The sequence below is a fragment of the Sulfitobacter sp. S190 genome (assembly GCF_025141935.1).
Lineage (GTDB): Bacteria > Pseudomonadota > Alphaproteobacteria > Rhodobacterales > Rhodobacteraceae > Sulfitobacter.
Genome location: NZ_CP081121.1, coordinates 36430 through 54861, shown reverse-complemented (window position 1 = coordinate 54861; position 18432 = coordinate 36430). Strand labels below are relative to the sequence as shown.

Below are 18432 nucleotides of genomic sequence, written 5' to 3'. Positions count from 1 at the left end.
AAAGGAAACAGCATGAGCCCACTCGACAAAGGCATCCCCACCCTTCGGGGTCAGGACGGCGAAGGATCGGTGCAGGTGCATCAGGACGAAAGCGCCAAAATCGAAGGCGCCAAGGTGTTTTCCGTCTATGGCAAGGGCGGCATCGGCAAATCGACAACATCGTCCAATCTTTCGGCGGCCTTCTCGAAGCTCGGCAAACGGGTTCTGCAAATCGGTTGTGATCCCAAACATGACAGCACGTTCACTTTGACAGGGACGCTCGTGCCGACCGTGATCGACATCCTGAAAGAAGTCGATTTCCATCCCGAGGAACTGCGCGCCGAGGATTTCGTTTTCGAAGGCTTCAACGGCGTTAAATGCGTTGAGGCGGGCGGCCCCCCCGCCGGCACCGGTTGCGGGGGTTATGTGGTGGGCCAAACCGTAAAGTTGCTCAAACAGCACCACCTGCTGGAAGACACCGATGTCGTGATTTTCGACGTTCTGGGCGATGTGGTCTGCGGCGGTTTTGCAGCCCCCTTGCAGCACGCTGACCGTGCGCTGATTGTCACGGCCAACGATTTCGACAGCATTTATGCGATGAACCGCATCATCGCTGCCGTTCAGGCCAAATCCGCCAACTACAAAGTGCGTCTGGCCGGCTGTGTTGCCAACCGGTCAAAGGATACCGACGAGGTCGACCGCTATTGCAAGACCGTCGGCTTCAACCGCATCGCGCATATGCCCGATCTCGATGCGATCCGCCGCAGCCGTCTGAAGAAAAAGACGTTGTTCGAAATGGATCTCGATGACGATATCGCCGCGGTCCAGAAAGAATACATCCGCCTCGCGGAAACACTGTGGAACGGCACAGAGCCTTTGGCGCCTGCCCCCCTGCCCGACCGCGAAATCTTCGAACTGCTGGGATTTGATTGATGGCCGACGGTGCGCCACATTTTGACAGGCCGGTGGCCTCGGTCGATTACGGGAAAACCCGCGACCGGGTTGAGACGTATTTCGACAAAACCGCGACCCGCACCTGGGAACGGCTGACGTCCGATGCGCCGGTTTCGGGTATTCGCGCAACCGTCCGAGCGGGACGTGACAAGATGCGCGCGCTGATCCTGTCCCGGCTGCCCGACGATCTGAGCGGGCGGCGTGTGCTCGATGCGGGATGCGGCACAGGCGCACTGGCGTTTGAACTCGCCGCGCGGGGCGCGGTGGTGACCGGTGTCGATATTTCGCCGCAACTCATTGATATCGCACGTCTAAGAACACCCGAACATCTGGCGCACCGCGTCAGCTTTTCCTCCGGTGACATGCTTGATCCGGCGTTTGGCAGCTTCGACCATATCGTTGCGATGGACAGCCTGATCTATTATTCCGCACCCGACATCGGGTCCATTCTGGGGTCGCTTGCCCCGCGTTTGGCGGGCAACATGGTATTTACCGTCGCCCCCAGAACGCCTTTGCTGATGATGATGTGGCGGGCCGGGAAACTGTTTCCCCGCGCGGACCGCTCTCCCACGATGGTGCCCCATACCTCCGCGTCGATTGCAGCTTCCCTGGGCGACGGACAACTGCATGACGTGCAGCGTGTCACATCGGGTTTCTACATCAGTCAGGCACTGGAATTCACGCCATGAGCCTGCACACCGCACTCAAGAACGCCACCCTGCGCACGCTTCCGTTTGCCGACGCGATCAGCGAACAACTGCCGCTTGGCCAATTGTTGCGGCTGTCTCTTTTCCAGATATCGGTCGGCATGGCGTCGGTGATGCTGCTTGGCACGTTGAACCGGGTCATGATCGTGGAGTTGGGCGTCGCCGCGACCATCGTCGCCGTCATGATCGCGATCCCCGTTCTGGTGGCCCCCTTCCGCGCGCTCCTTGGGTTTCGCTCCGACACATATCGCAGCGCGATCGGCTGGAAGCGTATCCCCTATCTGTGGTTCGGCAGCTTGTGGCAATTCGGCGGGCTCGCCATCATGCCTATGGGGCTGCTGGTACTGTCCGGTGATCAGGTCGCGGGCCCCGGTTGGGCCGGAGAAGTCGGCGCCGCACTTGCCTTTTTGCTTACCGGTTTGGGCATGCACATGACCCAGACAGCCGGTCTCGCGCTTGCCGCGGACCGAGCGAGCGATGAAACACGACCGCAGGTCGTTGCCCTCCTTTACGTCATGTTCCTGATCGGAATGGGTGTCTCTGCGGTTCTGATCGGTACCCTGTTGCGTGATTTTTCGGCGCTGCGTCTGGTGCAGGTGGTTCAGGGCGCCGCTGTCGTGACCATCGTGCTGAATATCATTGCCCTATGGAAACAGGAAAAGGTCAATCCGATGTCCCGAGCGGAACGCGCAGCGCCACGTCCGGCTTTTTCTGACGCGTGGCGCGATCTGACCCAAGGCAACGACGCCGCACGCCTGTTGGTCGTCGTTTTCCTCGGCACGCTGGCCTTCAACATGCAGGATGTGCTGCTCGAACCCTACGGCGGCGAAGTGCTTGGCCTATCGGTCTCCGCGACCACCCTGCTCACCGCGATGTGGGCTGGCGGTGCGCTAATCGGCTTTGCGGCCGCGGCCCGGTGGCTCAAAACCGGCCTCAGCCCGCACCGAATGGCCGCACGCGGCATCCTGATCGGCCTTATGGCCTTTTGCGCCGTCATCTTCGCAGCGCCGCTCTCCAGCGGCACGCTATTCTTCGCGGGCGCATTCTGCATCGGCCTGGGCGGTGGGTTGTTCTCGGTGGCAACGCTCACCTCTGCGATGACCATCAAGACGACCGGCACTGCGGGCAAGGGTCTCGCACTTGGCGCATGGGGGGCCGCACAGGCCACCGCGGCAGGGGTTTCGATCTTTGCGGGCGGTGCATTGCGCGACATCATCAATCACGCAGCGCTCGAAGGGACACTCGGACCGGCCCTGCAATCAAACGCAACCGGCTACTCGGCTGTGTACCATCTCGAAATTGGTCTGCTTTTCATCACCCTTATCGCGCTTGGCCCGTTGGTCCGCGCCCGTGCGGTAAACCCGAAACCGGCGGGGCCTATCGGTCTTGCCGACTTCCCGACATGACGACAACACCCCGGAGGACCCCCTAATGGTTGGCACTGAATTTTTTGGAAACTTCGATCTGGCAAGCGCCGCGATCTGGCTGTTCTGGCTCTTCTTCGCAGGGCTGGTTTTTTATCTTCAGACGGAAAACATGCGCGAAGGTTACCCGCTCGAGACCGACGACGGCGACACCGCGCCGAACCAGGGGCCGTTTCCGGTGCCCAAGGACAAGACGTTCCACCTGCCGCACGGACGCGGCGATGTTGTGGTTCCCTCCGGTCAGCGTGGCGACCGCGACAATATCGCGCTCGAGCGCACCGGCGTTTCGGCCGGATCGCCCTATGTGCCGACAGGCGATCCCATGGCTGACGGTGTCGGGCCGGCATCCTGGGCGCCGCGGAATGACTGGCCCGAGCTTGACGCACACGGGCATGACAAGATCCAACCGCTGAGCAAGCTGGACGATTTCGCCGTGGCCGCGGGCACCGATCCGCGCGGCAAACCCGTGATTGCAGGCGACGGTGAGGTCATCGGCCGTGTAACCGATATGTGGGTCGATATCCCCGAGCAGTACGTCCGCTACCTCACGGTCGATGTGAACCCCGAAGGCTCCGGCAAAACGCGCCTGATCCCCGCGAATTTCGCCCGCATCAAAAGCGACCGGATTGCCGTGCGGTCCCTTTATGCCGCGAATTTCGACGGCATTCCGACCACCAAATCCGACAGCTCGATCACCTTGCTCGAGGAAGAAAAGATCATGGCCTACTTCGGCGGCGGCACGCTGTACGCCGATCCGAAACGGGTAGAGCCGAAGTTCTGATCCACGATCACGGACGCCGGGGCGATCAGCCAACCGCCCCGGCCAACCAAAAGGGACAAAGACCATGCATCACGACGACTTCAAATTCGAACCCGTTCGCGGACTGCCAGAGGAATTGCCCGAGGATGAACACATCATCTGGCAAGGGGCACCAAATCCACTGCGTCTGGCCAAAGACGCATGGAAAATGAACTGGATCATGGGGTATTTCGTTTTGCTGGCCATCTGGCGGGTCGGGGTGTCGTCGGCCACCGTGCCGCTGCCCACTGCGATGGGCCACGGCATTCCGTTGCTGTTGGCAGGGGCCGTTGCCTGCGCGGTGGTGTTCGTAATGGCCTGGGTACAGGCCCGCGCCACGGTCTATACGTTGACCAACAAGCGTGTCGCCATGCGCATCGGTGCTGCTCTGACCATGACGCTGAACCTGCCATATGTATGCATCCGCAATGCCGAAGCACAAATCCGCCGAACCGGCTTTGGTACCATCAGTTTCGAGCTGACAGGTGACACCCGCTTTTCGCACATCATGACATGGCCCCACGTGCGGCCATGGACCATCACCCGCACGCAACCGGCCTTTCGTGCCATTCCGGATGCGGCGCGCGTGGCACGCATCTTTGCCGATGCGGCCGAAACACGGGTCAGCCAGCCCCAAATTGTAAAAGTTGATCCAGCACAAGGTGTGTCTGGTCCGATGGCGGCAGAGTAATCATCATGGCCAACACATCCTCACTCGCCAATCAGATGAAAGCCCGTGACCGCGAAATGGTGCCGCGCGCATTGGTCATTGCGATGTTCGCCCTGATGGCATCCGCGCTGATCCTCGTCAGCTATGCACGCATCACCAATCGCCCCCTGACGGGCGTCGCCGCCCTGCCCCGCATCGAAGCCGAGCGTACGGTATATTTCGACGGTGACCGCACCACGGGCATTCGCATCCTCGACACCGACGGCCAGCAGATCGCAGCATCAACCGACCCTAAGTCGGGCTTTATCGATGTGGTCTGGGTCGCTGTGATGCGCGAACGCAAGGTACAGGGCGCCGATCCAACGGCACCCATCCGCCTCGTCCGCCGCTCCGGCGGGCGCACTGATATCCTCGACGACCAAACCGGCTGGAGCCTCGCGCTCATTGGATACGGCCAGGACAATGTCGCAGCCTTCGCCACGCTGATCGACACAAACCAAGGGACAAATTGACATGGGACTTTTGACCAGAACACGAGAACAGGCACCCTGCGAGGTCACGATCTCGCACCGCTTCGAAGAGCTTTCTGCACATGTGAAATTCCTCAACGGGGCGGTCGTGAACCCCGGAGACAGCGTGCAGGTGCACGGCGCGGAAATCATGGCCCCCTACGGTGAGGTCATCCGCGAGGAACGCACGGCCACAATCATCCGCGCCAGCGCGGTCGAACGGCTATGGACCCGCGCGACAGGGGATTTCGAATTCATGGAACTGTGCGAATTCTCCTTCTCCGAGGAGGTGCTGTCATGAACAAGCCAACACATTCCGCCTTTGCCGATACCGCCGAAGAGGCGATCGCCGCGCAAGACGCGCTCGACACGCCCGAGATGACGTCGGAAAAAGCCACCGAAGTCGCGATGCAGAACACGCTGCTGACGCCGCGATTCTACACCACGGATTTCGCCGAAATGGACGCGATCGATGTCACACCGGTCCGTCAGGACTGGGACCGGTTGATCGCGCAGATGAAATCAGACCCTAACAAGGGTCATTTCAAGAAAAACGAAGCGTGGGGCACGGTCGATTGGGAGGGCATGGACCCCGCGTTGCGTGCAGAATTCATCGACTTTCTCATATCATCCTGCACGGCGGAGTTTTCGGGATGCGTGCTTTATAAGGAAATGAAGCGGCGCGGCAGCAATTCGGACATTACCACGCTGTTTCAGCTGATGGCCCGCGACGAAGCACGGCACGCCGGGTTCATTAACGATGCGCTGCGCGAGGCTGGCATTCGCGTGAACCTCGGCTTTCTGACCCAGCAGAAGAAATACACCTACTTCCGGCCCAAATTCATCTACTACGCCACCTATCTGTCGGAAAAGATCGGCTATGCCCGCTATATCACGATCTACCGTCACCTCGAGCAGAACCCGGACAAGCAGTTTCATCCGATTTTCAGCTGGTTCCGTGAATGGTGCAACGATGAGTTCTCGCATGGCGAGGCCTTTGCCCTGCTCATGAAAACAGACCCTAAATTGACGAATACAATCACCAATAAGCTTTGGATCAAGTTCTTCCTGACAGCCGTGTATTCGACCATGTGGGTTCGGGACCACCAGCGTCCGCTGTTCCACGACGCTTTGGGCGTGGATGTGACGTGGTACGGGCAGGAAGTGTTCCGCAAAACGTCCGAGATCTCCAAGCAGGTCTTTCCGATCACGCTCGATATCGACCATCCGCGCTGGCGGCCCAATCTCGACCGCATGGAAACGGCAAGCCGGCAGGTCGCGCAAGGCAAGGCACAGGGCGGCGTTGCCGGCACGATCAAACGACTGGGAGGCATGGCGAAAGCGGCCAGGGCGTTCATCGCCATCTACACGATCCCGGCAATCCGGCATGATGTGCCCGAAAGCCCGGTCATGGAGCCCGCCTACTGATGCACACCGCCTGGTTCGCAGCCCTCTTTGCCCTTTTTGCCTGGTGGTTTTTCACCGGCGCCATTCTGCTCGTCGTGCGACGGGCGGATGGTGGGCAGGCGGTGGCGCACGGGCGAAATGTATTCCTGTCGGTGCCGCTGTGTGCCTTGGGCTTTGCCGGTCTGGTCATCAGTGCACAAGCGCAAACCGTGGCGAACGCCTATGTCGCGTTTGTAAGCGTCCTGTTGATTTGGGGCTGGATCGAACTTGCATTCCTGTCCGGTGTGATCACCGGGCCGGAACGCCGCTCATGTCCAAGCGGGCTGACCGGATATCCCCGGTTTGCGCGGGCGTGGGATACCGTATCACGCCATGAGCTGCTCTTGGCTGCCGCCTTGCTCGCGGTCGTCATTATCACCGTGGATGCACCCAACACGGTCGGGCTCTGGAGCTACATTATCCTGTTTACAGCCCGCATCTCGGCGAAGCTGAACCTGTTCTTCGGTGTGCCGCGGATCAATACGGAATTCGTGCCCCGCCCGCTGGCCCATCTGACCTCCTATTTCCGCCAGGGGCCGATTACGCTCGCCTTTCCCATTGGCGTTACCTTTTTGTCGATCACGGCGGCCTGCTTTGCCGAACGACTGATTTCCGCGCAGGGAGATTCGGCCGCAACCGTCGGATTCGCCTTGCTGACCGCCCTCGCCGCGCTCGCGGCTCTTGAACACTGGCTGATGGTGGTGCCGCTGCCAGACGCAAAACTTTGGCGCTGGATGCTGCCAACTCCGACGACAAGACAGGACAATCCCCATGAACTTTGACGCGCTTTTCACCTCACAACTCGATCAGCTGAAATCCGAAGGCAACTACCGGTATTTTGCCGAACTCGAGCGTAAATGCGGGAAGTTCCCCCGTGCGGCCAATCACGTCGAGGGCGAGAAACGCGATGTCACCGTCTGGTGTTCGAATGACTATCTCGGCATGGGGCAAAACCCGCTGACGATTGCCGCCATGTGCGAAGCAGTCCAGCGTACCGGCACCGGAGCGGGCGGCACGCGCAACATCTCGGGGACCAATCACGACCACCTCTTGCTGGAGGCTGAACTGGCGGACCTGCACGGAAAACAGGCGGCGCTGCTGTTCACGTCGGGATATGTGTCAAATTGGGCGGCGCTGTCCTGTCTCGGGTCGCGTCTGGAAAACTGTGTCATCCTGTCGGACGCAGGCAATCACGCGTCGATGATCGAAGGCATTCGCCATTCCAAAGCCGACAAGGTGATCTGGAAACATAACGATGTTGCCGATCTGGAAGCAAAACTGGCCGCCCTGCCCGCAAACGTGCCGAAGATTGTCGCGTTCGAAAGCGTGTACTCGATGGACGGGGATATTTGCCCCATGCGCGAGATCGTTGAGGTGGCGGAAAAATACGGCGCCATGACCTATCTCGACGAAGTGCATGCCGTGGGCCTGTACGGGCCACGCGGCGGCGGCGTATCCGAGCGCGAGGGTCTGGCTGACCGGATCACGCTTATTGAAGGGACGCTTGGAAAGGCCTACGGCGTGGTCGGAGGCTATATCACGGGCTCGGCCGCACTTTGCGACTTTATCCGCAGCTTTGCGTCCGGCTTTATCTTTACCACCGCCCTGCCCCCGGCGGTCGCCGCGGCCGCGCGCGCGTCAATCATGCACCTCAAGACATCGAACGATGAACGTCTGCGCCAGCGCAAGCAGGTTGCAAAGCTGCGCGCCCGTCTGGATCAGGCTGGTATCCCACACATGGCAAACGATTCCCATATCGTGCCCGTGATGATCAAGGATCCCGTTAAGACGCGGATGCTTGCGGATTACCTCATGGACGAATGGGGCATATACGTTCAACCCATCAACTACCCGACGGTGCCCAAGGGAACCGAGCGGTTGCGCTTTACGCCGTCACCGCTTCATACAGATGCCGACATCGAGCATCTCGTCAATGCGCTCAGCCATCTGTGGAAGCAGTGCGCGATCAGTCACGCGGTCGCCTGAACACCCCTGCCCCGCTGGTTGATGGTCCGGGATTGAGTATTTTCGGCCAAATGAGATTGGCGGGAGTGGCCTTCGCACCCTTTGGCGTTCAATCGCGCCAGTCGAAGAAACCGGGCCCCGCCTGCGCGAGAAGCTTTTGGGCCATTAGCCGGCCCGCTTCGGCGCCGTCCTCTATCGGACAGGACATCGCATCGTCGAGCGCTTCGGACCCGTCGGGCCTGAGCACTTCGCCACGCAGATGCAATGTGGTGCCGTCAAGTTCCGCAAGACCTGCAATTGGCGTCTCACAGGATCCATCGAGTTCCAGCAGAAACGCCCGCTCCGCCGCGAGACGTTGGCCGGTTGGAATGTCATGTATCGCTTCAAGCATCGCGGCCACACGGGTGTCATCGGTGCGCCGTTCTATACCGATCGCGCCCTGTGCCACGGCGGGCAGCATGACATCTGTCTCGATGGGTGTTTTGGGGACATCGTCCATCGCCAGGCGGTTCAGGCCAGCCATGGCCAGAAAAGTAGCGGCAGCCACGCCCTGATCGAGTTTCATGAGGCGGGTCTGTAAATTGCCTCTGAATTCAACGACTTCCAGATCGGGACGCTTGGCCATCAATTGAGCACGACGGCGCAGGCTTGATGTGCCCACCTTTGTTCCCGAAGGCAGATTTTCGAGTGCTGTGTCGCCCGGCGATATGAACGCATCGCGCACGTCCTCGCGGGGCAGATAAGTGTCGAGCAGCAGGCCATCGGGCTGAACCGTCGGCATATCCTTCATCGAGTGGACCGCAATGTCGATCTTATGCGCCAGCATATCGGCTTCGATCTCGCGGGTGAAAAGCCCCTTGCCCCCGATTTCTTTCAGCGGCCTGTCGATAATCTTGTCACCCGTGGTCTTGATCACCACAATCGTGAACGCCTCGAACGGCAATTCAAACGCATGCGCGAGCCTTTCGCGGGTTTCATGCGCCTGCGCGAGCGCCAGTGGCGAGCCTCTGGTGCCGATTTTGAGGGGTTGGGCGGGGGTCGGTAATTTCAACGTCATAGGCCATTCCTAGCGGTGTAAACCAAAGCTGACAACTCTTGTGTCTTACCATCGGCGCGGTGCATGATGCCCGCAAGCCATACCAACAAAGAGACCTTCCATGACAGCCAAGAAAACCGTGCTCCGCGCACTCGCCGGTGAAGTGTTGCCCACGCCACCGATATGGATGATGCGCCAGGCTGGCCGCTATCTGCCCGAGTACCGCGCAACGCGTGCACAAGCGGGCGATTTCCTGTCGCTGTGCTACAATCCCGAACTTGCAGCCGAAGTTACATTGCAACCCATCCGCCGCTACGGGTTTAATGCCGCAATCCTTTTTGCCGACATTTTGCTGGTTCCGCAGGCGTTGGGCGCAGATCTTTGGTTCGTCACGGGAGAAGGCCCCCGGCTCTCGACGATTACGTCGCAGGCGGAACTGGACAAATTGGTTCCTGCCGATGCGATCCACGACCATTTGTCGCCAATCTATGAGACGGTAAAGATTCTATCGCGTGAGTTGCCTTCCGAGACCACTCTCATCGGTTTCGCCGGCGCACCCTGGACGGTGGCCACCTATATGATCGCCGGTCGTGGCACGCCGGACCAGGGTCCAGCGCACGCTTTGAAAGACGCAGATCGCGTGGTTTTCGATGCGTTGATGGATCGGATCACTGAAGCCACGATTCACTATATGTCCGCCCAAATTGAGGCGGGCGCCGAGGTCATGAAGATTTTCGACAGCTGGGCTGGCTCTCTCCAAGGTGCTGACTTTGCTCAGTATTCGATCAAGCCAATGCAGCGGATCACCTCCGCGCTCAAGGAAAAGCATCCACATGTCCCGATCATCGCATTCCCCCGGGGTGCAGGCGAACGGTATCAAGGCGCGCATGCGGCGATCGGTGCGGATTGTATCGCCATCGACGACGGCGTTGATGCGAGTTGGGTCGCGCAGCATGTGCAGCCTGACGGGTGTGTACAGGGCAACCTGAAATCTTCGCATATGGTGACCGGCGGTGAGGCGCTTGTGTCCGAAACGCGGCGGATTGTTGAGGCGCTGCGCGGCGGGCCGCATATCTTCAACCTCGGCCACGGTATCACGCCGGACGCGGATCCGGAAAACGTACAGTTGATGATAGACACGGTGCGCAACGCCTAAGGCGCTTCAATAATCACGCGGCGCAAGGGGCCAATACAGGTCTCAACCGCATCCACAATCAGCTTTGCGTGGTGTGTCTCGACATAGCGGGCAGTAAAGGGCGACGGCCCGCGCAGACGTACGGTCACGCCATCATCGCCCACGAATTCAAGCGGTGCGATCCAACTCGCGTGGACTTGTGGCTGGGCGCTCTGAATATAGGCGCTTGCCGCGGCCCATTCCGGCGCCGTGGGCCGTGGCGGAGATGACGGTTGCTGCGCTTTGAAGTCTACTCGAACGACCTTGGCCGCGGCATCGAGTTGTCCCGCACCCATCCTCGCCACAAAATCGGGCCCGACCGTATGCCAGTAATCTGCTGTGGCATTATACAGGGTGCGCAGGTTGATACGGTAGGCCGCCACCCTGCCCCGCACGCCCGGCCGCGAACACGTCACGACACCTGTCGCCAACCAGCGCTTTACTTCGCGTTTCGCCGTGCGTTCGGTGACCCCCCACATCCGGGCCATATCTTTCTGTCCGATCGACAACTCGTCACGGGCCCAGTTGTATCGCGCGGTCACCACTGCAAGGAGCCGCATCATTGACAAGGCGTCATGCGCTTCGCCATGCAGTCCTTTGAGACTGATCGCTGTCAAAACATCATACTTCAGCGCCGCGGCATGGGCGCCGGTTAACCTTTTAGGTTCCATTGGGATCTCACTGCATCGCCTCTGTTTTTATTCAGCCGACCCGTCTGGCGGGGCCGATTCTGATTAGGTCCATGAAGGCACGAAATCCCGTTTTCTGTCAATGGATTTGAAAGTACGGGATTGAGGGGTCATACCAAATCTCATTTAGAAATCAGGTTAGTTTAGGTGAAGGGTGTCATGCAAGGCGTCACCCAATTGCCTCTCTGATGTCACCCTATATGTCTGGAACAGGCCATAAGTGTCACCAAATCAAATTTGATCCGGGTGCGCTTTGTCCCGTTATTTCGCGCAGGCAGTCGAAAAAGCGCAAATTCCCGATTTCTTCTTTTGCGTCTTTCCCAAATCCCGTTATTCTGCAAATAGCGTCCAAAAACAAGAGCAGACAAAAATGAGAGACCATACAGACCTTCAGAACATGAACGACCGGAGCCTCGCACAGCAGGCGGCGGTTCGGCGTGCAACTTTCAGCCCTGGGGAGATCAAGGCACTTCGTCCGTTTTCCATCTGGGAAATTAGCCAATTCATGTTCGACGTTCCGGCCGATACGCTTCGCAAGAAACTGGCCGACGATCCGTCCCTGCCCCAGGGCGAAACACAGGAAGACGGACGGCAACGCTGGTTTTCACTGGAGGAGATCAACGAACTGCGCCGCAGGCTCAGATTTCGAGGAAAGAACCTGCAGCCCGAACGGCTCAAGGGGCGTGCCATGCGGATTGCGGTAAGCAACTTCAAAGGCGGCGTGGGTAAGACAGTGGTGGCGCAGCATCTCGCCAATGCCGCCGCGCTGGACGGCTACCGGGTCTTGTGTATCGACTTCGACCCGCAAGCGACACTGACCCATTCAATGGGGATCGTCGAGGTAAAGGAGTGGAATACGGTTTGGGGGATCATGTGCAGGGATCTGTGCAGAGAGGCAGACCGCATCGCAGAAAGCTACGACGACCCTGACGATTGCCCCTACCCTTCCTCGGACGAGCTGCCGGAAGATGTGCAAAGCATCGGAACCCAGAGGTTTCAGGACTTCATTCAACCAACGTGCTGGCCCACGATCGACATCATACCAAGCTGTGCCAATGCGGCATTTGTAGAGTTCGCATCGGCGCAGTACCGCAGTCTGCACAAAGCATGGTCATTCTTCGGGTGCGTCGCCCGCTATCTCGATGAATTGCCCGACGACCAATACGACGTGATCATCTTTGATTGCCCGCCTGCCATCGGGTACCAGTCTCTAAACGCAGCTTTTGCGAGCGATATCCTCTACATCCCGTCGGGCCCCGGTTACTGGGAATACGACAGCACGACCTCTTACCTGGGGCAATTGGGAGACGCGATGGCCGATATCTCCGACGGGTTTTCCGGCATGGCGGAAGACGCTGGGCTGACGCTGCCCAAAACCTTCAAGGACATCCGTTTGCTCATGACCCGGTTCGAGGCGACCAATCCTTTACACTCCGCGATGATGGATGCCTTCCGAAACGTCTTTGGCGCGGATGTGTGCAGCAATCCGATCGAGATGACTCGCGCGGTGGAGCAATCGGGACGTTTCCAGATGAGCGTATACGAACAGGACTATCGGCAGATGACACGGGAAACCTGGAAACGGGCGCGGCAGAGCTTCGACCGTGCCTACGGAGAGTTCAAGGACACTGTGTTGGCGGCGTGGCGCGACAACGCGCAAACAGGAAAGGGTGACACATGAGCGGCAAGAATAAATTCGGCTTCGGGCCCATCGACGATGCGCCGAAGCAGAAATCCGAACCCCGGATCCGCACGGTAGGCCCCATGGGTGCCGCGGTGCGGGAAACTGCGCAAAGCCTGACGGAGGCTACGGAAGCGAAAGTAGAGCAGCGCCGCAAGAATGCCGATGACGCGAAAGCGTTCCGTGCAGCGCAGGATGAAGGCCGCGTTCTGGTCGCTGTGCCGCTGGGTGAGATATCGACGAGCGATCTGCCCCGCGACCGGCTTGCGCTGGACGATGTCGCGGCGAGTGACGAAATGGAAGAGTTGAAGTCCTCCATTCGCGAACGGGGACAGAAAGAACCGATCGAAGTATATCGCGACGAAGCTGGCGCCTTGCAGCTCAAGAAAGGGTGGCGCCGCTTCACTGCACTGAGCCAGCTTTTTGCCGAAACCGGTGATCCGCAGTTCGCAAGTGTGACCGCGCGGATCGAAACGGATGGCGCGGACCGGATCGAACGTTATGTCGATATGGTCGAAGAGAACGTCGTTCGTGAAAACCTGACCTTTGCGGAAATGGCACAGGTTGCGATCACCGCGGCACAGGACGATAGCGTCGAAGGCGGCGACGCAGAGGCGATGGTGCTTCGGCTTTATGCGTCGCTACATAAGACCAAGCGGTCCTATGTTCGGGCCTTCGTTTTTCTGATGCAGTCTCTCGGCGAGGATTTGCGCTGGCCCAAAGCAGTTGCGCGCAATCTGGGCGTAGAGGTGTCGCGGCTTTTGAGGGCAGGGCAGGGGGCTGACGCGCTGCGTGCGGAGCTTCGGCAGGCGACGGATGAGGCGGATCAACTTCGCATTCTCAAGTCGTTCGCATCTGCGCCACCCAAGCCTGCCGCCGCAACGAAGTCACCGAAGGCAAAGGCCTCAGAGAAGTTCGAGTTCCGCATCGGCGAGACCAAAGTCACGGCCAGAAAAGGCGAGTGCCGGATTGTGGGCAAGCGTGACTACGCGAATGTTCCCAAAGATCAGCTCGCCAAGGCGATAGAGGCTTTCGAGGCCGTGCTGAAAGGCGAGTAATCTGGGAAAAGCAGGGTTACCCGCGGGTAACCCTGACGTTAAGCTGCTGAAAATAAAGGTTTATAACCAGATTCAGTAGTCACTTATATAAGCAGCGATCATTTTGCGCATGCTTGCAGGGTCTTCCTCGTGAGCAAGGTGTCCCAAGCCATCAACCAGTTTGAATCCGACGTGTTTCATCTGGCTGGAGATCTGCGCAGATGTTTGGGACGGCACTGCTTTATCACGACTTCCGGCGATCAAAAGGCCTTGAACGTCAAGGCGCGGTAGGCGGGATAGCAAGGGGCCAAGATCCCATTGTGCCATCATCTGCAGCGTCGCATTGACGTGGTCTCGGTCCCCGACAAGCCGTCTGTAATACCCCAAATCATCAAGGGGCAGTGTTGAGCCTGTCCCTTCGATGAGCCGCCTGACCGACTTTGCGTTTCCGTTCTGTGCCGTAAAAAGGCCCGCGACGCCTGGCATCATCGCGAGCGTTTTTGCCATAAGCGGAAACAGAAGCCCTGCGACCCCCTTGAAATGGGCAAGTGCTGCGTTGATGCCTATGACATGAGGCGTCTTCGGCAACCGCGGCGCGAGGTCAAAGCCGATCGCCGCACCCGCCGAATGTCCAACTATTGCGCGGGGTTGGATGTTTTCATCCCGGCAAAGGCCCGCTATGTCCTCCGCCATCTCCTCGAGCCCGCAGCGGTGGCGTGCACCCAGGCGGGTGAAGCCCTGGCCCGGTAGGTCGATTGCGACGACCTTGTAATCTTTCGCAAGCATCGGGAAAAGGTGGCGCCAGCTTTGTGTTGCGCCACCTGCGCCGTGAAGCAAAAGCAGTGTCTCACCTGTGCCAGATACCTGAACGTGCCAGTGATGTGGGCCGCTTCGGACAAATCTCGAACAAGCTGACATCGGCCAGTCGTATTTTTCCGTCTCCCACTTCATCAGGGGCCAAACGACGCAGACACTGCAGCCGACACTTGCTGAGCATCGGCGCGGGGAAGGGGCAGATAGCCAGCGCGCCAGCGCCGTGCGAGCGCTGCCAGTCCGGCCTCCGGTCTGCGCCCGGTATCGATCACCAACCCTGAAAGACCGGCTGTGGCAAGCGCATCGGCGGCACGACCCGCGTCTTGCGCGGCCCGCTTTCTATCTGGCGCGCCGTCCAGCGCGATGTTGCTGCGACCATCCGTCAGCAGGACGATGTGGGGGTCTAACCCCTTGTTTCGTGACTGAAGGGCGAGATGCTGCGCAGCGATCAGTCCGGCGGCCAAGGGTGTGCCGCCGCCACCGGGAAGATCCGCAAGCTTCCGTTTTGTCTGTACCAGAGACCGTGTGGGTTCAAGCAGCACTTCCGCCGCATCTTTGCGGAATGAAACGAGGGCAACCTGGTCCCGGCTGGCGTAGGCCTGGGCGAGCAGAAGTTCTATCGCACCCTTCGCTTCGCCCAGACGGGCCATCGCGGCGGATCCGGACGCGTCGACCGTAAAGATAAGCAGCCTGTCAGAGTGGTGCTGGAAACGGGCGTAGCGCAAATCCGACTTGCGAATGACAGGCCCGTGCCGGGGGTTCGATGGATTTTGGCGCAGCGTCTGCCAAGGGACCGCAGCGCGTAACGTGGCGATCAGATCAGGTCTCCCGGAACTGTCTCCGCCCTGTCGCGCGGGTAGGGGTCTCCCACGGCGCCGGCCTCGAATTTTTCGGCCCGCGCCGCCCGCTTGTGCCTTTGGTGCGGCTTTGCCCGACGAAAGGGTATCCAGCAGGACAGGGGGCAGCGCGGCCTTGACCGCGTCAAGCAACATGTCTTCCGGTATCATACCGTCTTGCGGTGTCAGCTGCTGGGGGGCGTCGCTGGGCGGATCGGACGTTTGCGTCTCATCCGGATGCGGCAGGCGTGTCGCGCGGTGGGCAAACACCAAAGCGACAGCGGCGCTGATATCGGGGTCAGTGACGGTATCGCGGTTGTGCAAAAGGGCGTGGGCCTTGGCCGCGCGCAGCGCCAGTGCGGGTGCGCGAAGGCTGTCTATGCCTAGTCGGACCGAGAGGTTGACCAATGCCTCAATAACATCTTCTGTCGCGCCAATATCGTCTCTAAATTGGCGAAATTCGGGAATGGGACCGATGCTCGAGATAGGACTATCGTTCAGGTCAACGTGAAATGCCAACCTATCCGCAAGCGATGCAGGTGTCGCTTCATCGGCGGTCCCTTCATCGAGCGCGATGACGATATGTCCGGCGCGTTGGTCAAGCGTATTGGCCAGGCGCGCCGATAGGTAGCCCGATGACCGTTCGGCCATCGACAGCACGAATGTCGCCGGTTTTTCGAGAAGGCCGCGCCGTTTTTCCAGCGTTCCGGCGGCAAGTGTCGCGGCAATATCTATGCCGTCATCGAGCACATCCGGTGACATCGCGGGATGCAGCTTTGCGATCGACAAGGGGAGACGGGGCAGCGCTTTTTCCAGCGCGTCGCGGACGGGCGATGCCCGACAGCGCAGCACCATACCCCCCAGCCCCGGATCAATGGCAAGCAAGGCCAACGCCGTTGTCGCTTGCGCCCAGGGGGTCATCCTGCGCCCAATGTCTCTTCGACAATACGTGCAACACGGGTGCCGCTGCCTGCATCATCCAGTGGGTCGCGCCGCATCCGGTGTCGCAGCGCCAAACCGGCAACGTCGCGGATGTGGCTCCGCCCCAGAGCGGTATCGTCCCGGAAGGCGGCATACGCGCGCGCGGCCTTCAGCAAGGTCAGCTCACCGCGCAGGCCATCCGATCCGAGATTCATGCATAGTTCTGCAACGTCGCGCAGGCTCTGTTCGGGCGTCTTGAGCCTTTTGAGCGCTTTGCGCGCCTTCAGTATCCTGTCTCTCAAGGCGGCGTCTTCTGCCTGCCAGCGCAGCATGAAGGCCGCATGGTCGGTCTCATACGCATCGCGCCTTTTGATGACTTCAACGCGTTCGTCGATGTTTGTGGGGCTGGCCACGTCCACCGACAGACCGAACCGGTCAAGCAGCTGTGGTCGCAGTTCGCCTTCTTCGGGATTGCCTGATCCGACAAGCACGAAGCGGGCAGGGTGGCGGATCGAAAGCCCCTCGCGTTCGACCACGTTTTCGCCCGATTGTGCCACGTCCAGCAGCAGGTCGACGATGTGGTCCTCGAGAAGATTGACTTCGTCGATGTACAGATAGCCGCGGTTGGCGCGGGCGAGCAATCCGGGCTGAAATGCCTTTTCCCCGTTGGTCAGAGCCTTTTCGATATCAAGCGCGCCGGTGACTCGGTCTTCTGATGCGCCAAGCGGCAAGTCGATGACAGGCGTGGGGATCTTGTGCTGGGCTTTGGTTTTGATCCCGGCCCACTCCGGGCTGTCCTCGGCACTGGCCGCGTTTACGGGGCATCCCTTCAGCGCCTTGATCGGGGGAAGCAGCGCCGCGAGCGCACGCACCGCGGTCGATTTGCCCGTTCCCCGATCCCCGAAAACCAGCACACCGCCGATGGACGGGTCAATCGCGGTCAGGACCATCGCGTTTTTCATATCCGATTGGCCAACGATGGCGGAAAACGGGAAGGGCTGTTTCATGCGGTGTCCTTCGTCAAAAGAGGTGCGCGGCCGTCCCAGCTGCCTTCTTCGGCAACCAGTGAAAACCGTGCATAAAGTTCTTCGGCAAACCAGCCGTGATCGCGTACGGCGCGAATCGCTTCGGCGTGCGGGCCGGTTCGGGCAAATGCATTCATCGCCGCCTGATCCGGCCAGATCGAGAACGTGACCTGATGCACCCATGGCCGTTCGCCGATACCCTGCTTGAACAATACTGAAGGGTCGCGGCCGATCTTGTCCGAAATGTTGGGAACGCGGCGCCAGAAACGCCCCAGAACACCGAGCCGAACCGACGCGCGGGTCAGCGCGGCGATCGGACCATCGGCGTCGGGCGCTGCGGGTTGGGCGACAAAGGGCGTATCACCTGCCCAAGCACCGCGCACCGAAGTCGTGGAGAGGTAGACGGTCCAGTCCTCGATGGACTTGTTGCGGTAGCGGGCAAATATGCCGCGGGCCATCTGGTGTCGTGCGGTGGCCTCATCGGGCCATGTGGCCAGAATCGCATAGACAGACAGGTCGGGTCGGGGGGTAAACCCTTCGCCTGTGCCCGAACCGCAGAGTTTCCAGAACCCGATACCGGGGGTACGCTTCATCGCGGGGCGCGCCAGCCCCATCATCGCGAACGCCCACAGGCGCGCGCGGGATGTTCCGAACCGGAAAAAGCTGAGGCTAACAACCTGCGACACGGTAAGATTCCCTAAGTGTACTTTTAGGTTTACACATATTCGCTAAGCAGGGAAGGCTACGACAGTAATATTGTAAATCTA

The 18432-nt window shown here is 59.8% G+C and carries 19 protein-coding genes; 13 read left to right on the top strand and 6 right to left on the bottom strand.

The features are described from left to right. Positions 1-12: 12 nt before the first annotated feature. The 10 genes from bchL (at position 13) to hemA (ending at position 8474) form a co-directional block, all read left to right on the top strand. Positions 13-912 carry a ferredoxin:protochlorophyllide reductase (ATP-dependent) iron-sulfur ATP-binding protein gene (gene bchL, locus K3756_RS17815; RefSeq protein ID WP_259993923.1) on the top strand — a complete coding sequence of 300 codons (900 nt, stop codon included), beginning with the start codon at positions 13-15 and terminating at the stop codon, positions 910-912. Beyond that, positions 912-1622, top strand: a complete 711-nt coding sequence (bchM, locus tag K3756_RS17810) for a magnesium protoporphyrin IX methyltransferase (RefSeq protein WP_259993922.1) — start codon at positions 912-914, stop codon at positions 1620-1622. Before bchL ends, bchM begins: the two co-directional genes overlap by 1 nt. Then, positions 1619-3046: a PucC family protein gene (locus tag K3756_RS17805; protein WP_259993912.1), complete on the top strand. Its 1428-nt coding sequence runs from the start codon at positions 1619-1621 to the stop codon at positions 3044-3046. The genes bchM and K3756_RS17805 overlap by 4 nt, the downstream gene beginning before the upstream one ends. Positions 3047-3071: 25 nt before the next feature. Then, complete coding sequence (puhA, locus tag K3756_RS17800) at positions 3072-3845, top strand: photosynthetic reaction center subunit H (protein ID WP_259993910.1); 774 nt, start codon at positions 3072-3074, stop codon at positions 3843-3845. A gap of 64 nt (positions 3846-3909) precedes the next feature. Next, the gene (gene puhB / locus K3756_RS17795) at positions 3910-4554 is read left to right on the top strand and encodes a photosynthetic complex putative assembly protein PuhB (RefSeq protein WP_259993908.1); all 645 of its coding nucleotides are present in this window, start codon (positions 3910-3912) and stop codon (positions 4552-4554) included. 5 nt (positions 4555-4559) lie between these two features. Then, complete coding sequence (gene puhC, locus K3756_RS17790; RefSeq protein WP_259993897.1) at positions 4560-5045, top strand: photosynthetic complex assembly protein PuhC; 486 nt, start codon at positions 4560-4562, stop codon at positions 5043-5045. A gap of 1 nt (position 5046) precedes the next feature. Then, the gene (locus K3756_RS17785) at positions 5047-5343 is read left to right on the top strand and encodes a hypothetical protein (RefSeq protein ID WP_259993893.1); all 297 of its coding nucleotides are present in this window, start codon (positions 5047-5049) and stop codon (positions 5341-5343) included. Further along, positions 5340-6470 (top strand): magnesium-protoporphyrin IX monomethyl ester (oxidative) cyclase, encoded by a 1131-nt coding sequence (acsF, locus tag K3756_RS17780; protein WP_259993891.1) that lies wholly within the window; start codon positions 5340-5342, stop codon positions 6468-6470. Before K3756_RS17785 ends, acsF begins: the two co-directional genes overlap by 4 nt. After that, positions 6470-7270 (top strand): putative photosynthetic complex assembly protein PuhE, encoded by an 801-nt coding sequence (gene puhE, locus K3756_RS17775; RefSeq protein WP_259993882.1) that lies wholly within the window; start codon positions 6470-6472, stop codon positions 7268-7270. The genes acsF and puhE overlap by 1 nt, the downstream gene beginning before the upstream one ends. Further along, positions 7260-8474 carry a 5-aminolevulinate synthase gene (gene hemA / locus K3756_RS17770; RefSeq protein ID WP_259993871.1) on the top strand — a complete coding sequence of 405 codons (1215 nt, stop codon included), beginning with the start codon at positions 7260-7262 and terminating at the stop codon, positions 8472-8474. The genes puhE and hemA overlap by 11 nt, the downstream gene beginning before the upstream one ends. Positions 8475-8562: 88 nt before the next feature. Here the strand turns inward: hemA and hemC are convergent, their stop codons facing one another. Then, a complete protein-coding gene (hemC, locus tag K3756_RS17765) occupies positions 8563-9510 on the bottom strand; it encodes a hydroxymethylbilane synthase (protein WP_259993860.1) in 948 nt (315 codons plus the stop codon). Between the two features lie 100 nt (positions 9511-9610). Between hemC and hemE the strand changes: the two genes are divergently transcribed. After that, entirely contained in the window at positions 9611-10645 is a 1035-nt protein-coding gene (hemE, locus tag K3756_RS17760; RefSeq protein WP_259993843.1) for a uroporphyrinogen decarboxylase, read from the top strand. On the opposite strand, the gene K3756_RS17755 is transcribed toward hemE, so the two are convergent. Further along, entirely contained in the window at positions 10642-11280 is a 639-nt protein-coding gene (locus K3756_RS17755) for a hypothetical protein (RefSeq protein ID WP_259993842.1), read from the bottom strand. The genes hemE and K3756_RS17755 overlap by 4 nt on opposite strands. 442 nt (positions 11281-11722) lie before the next feature. On the opposite strand from K3756_RS17755, the gene K3756_RS17750 reads away from it, so the two are divergent. Together K3756_RS17750 and K3756_RS17745 are read left to right on the top strand one after the other, a co-directional pair. Continuing rightward, positions 11723-13033, top strand: a complete 1311-nt coding sequence (locus tag K3756_RS17750) for an AAA family ATPase (RefSeq protein ID WP_259993840.1) — start codon at positions 11723-11725, stop codon at positions 13031-13033. Next, on the top strand, positions 13030-14091 hold the full coding sequence (locus K3756_RS17745) for a ParB N-terminal domain-containing protein (protein WP_259993838.1): 1062 nt from the start codon (positions 13030-13032) through the stop codon (positions 14089-14091). Before K3756_RS17750 ends, K3756_RS17745 begins: the two co-directional genes overlap by 4 nt. A gap of 72 nt (positions 14092-14163) precedes the next feature. On the opposite strand, the gene bchO is transcribed toward K3756_RS17745, so the two are convergent. The 4 genes from bchO to crtA are packed head-to-tail and all read right to left on the bottom strand — an operon-like array spanning position 14164 to position 18351. Next, entirely contained in the window at positions 14164-15021 is an 858-nt protein-coding gene (gene bchO, locus K3756_RS17740) for an alpha/beta fold hydrolase BchO (RefSeq protein WP_259993834.1), read from the bottom strand. Beyond that, entirely contained in the window at positions 15021-16640 is a 1620-nt protein-coding gene (locus tag K3756_RS17735) for a magnesium chelatase subunit D (RefSeq protein ID WP_259993832.1), read from the bottom strand. The genes bchO and K3756_RS17735 overlap by 1 nt, the downstream gene beginning before the upstream one ends. Further along, a complete protein-coding gene (bchI, locus tag K3756_RS17730) occupies positions 16637-17647 on the bottom strand; it encodes a magnesium chelatase ATPase subunit I (RefSeq protein ID WP_259993830.1) in 1011 nt (336 codons plus the stop codon). Before bchI ends, K3756_RS17735 begins: the two co-directional genes overlap by 4 nt. Next, positions 17644-18351 (bottom strand): spheroidene monooxygenase, encoded by a 708-nt coding sequence (gene crtA / locus K3756_RS17725; RefSeq protein ID WP_259993821.1) that lies wholly within the window; start codon positions 18349-18351, stop codon positions 17644-17646. Before crtA ends, bchI begins: the two co-directional genes overlap by 4 nt. Positions 18352-18432 lie beyond the last annotated feature (81 nt).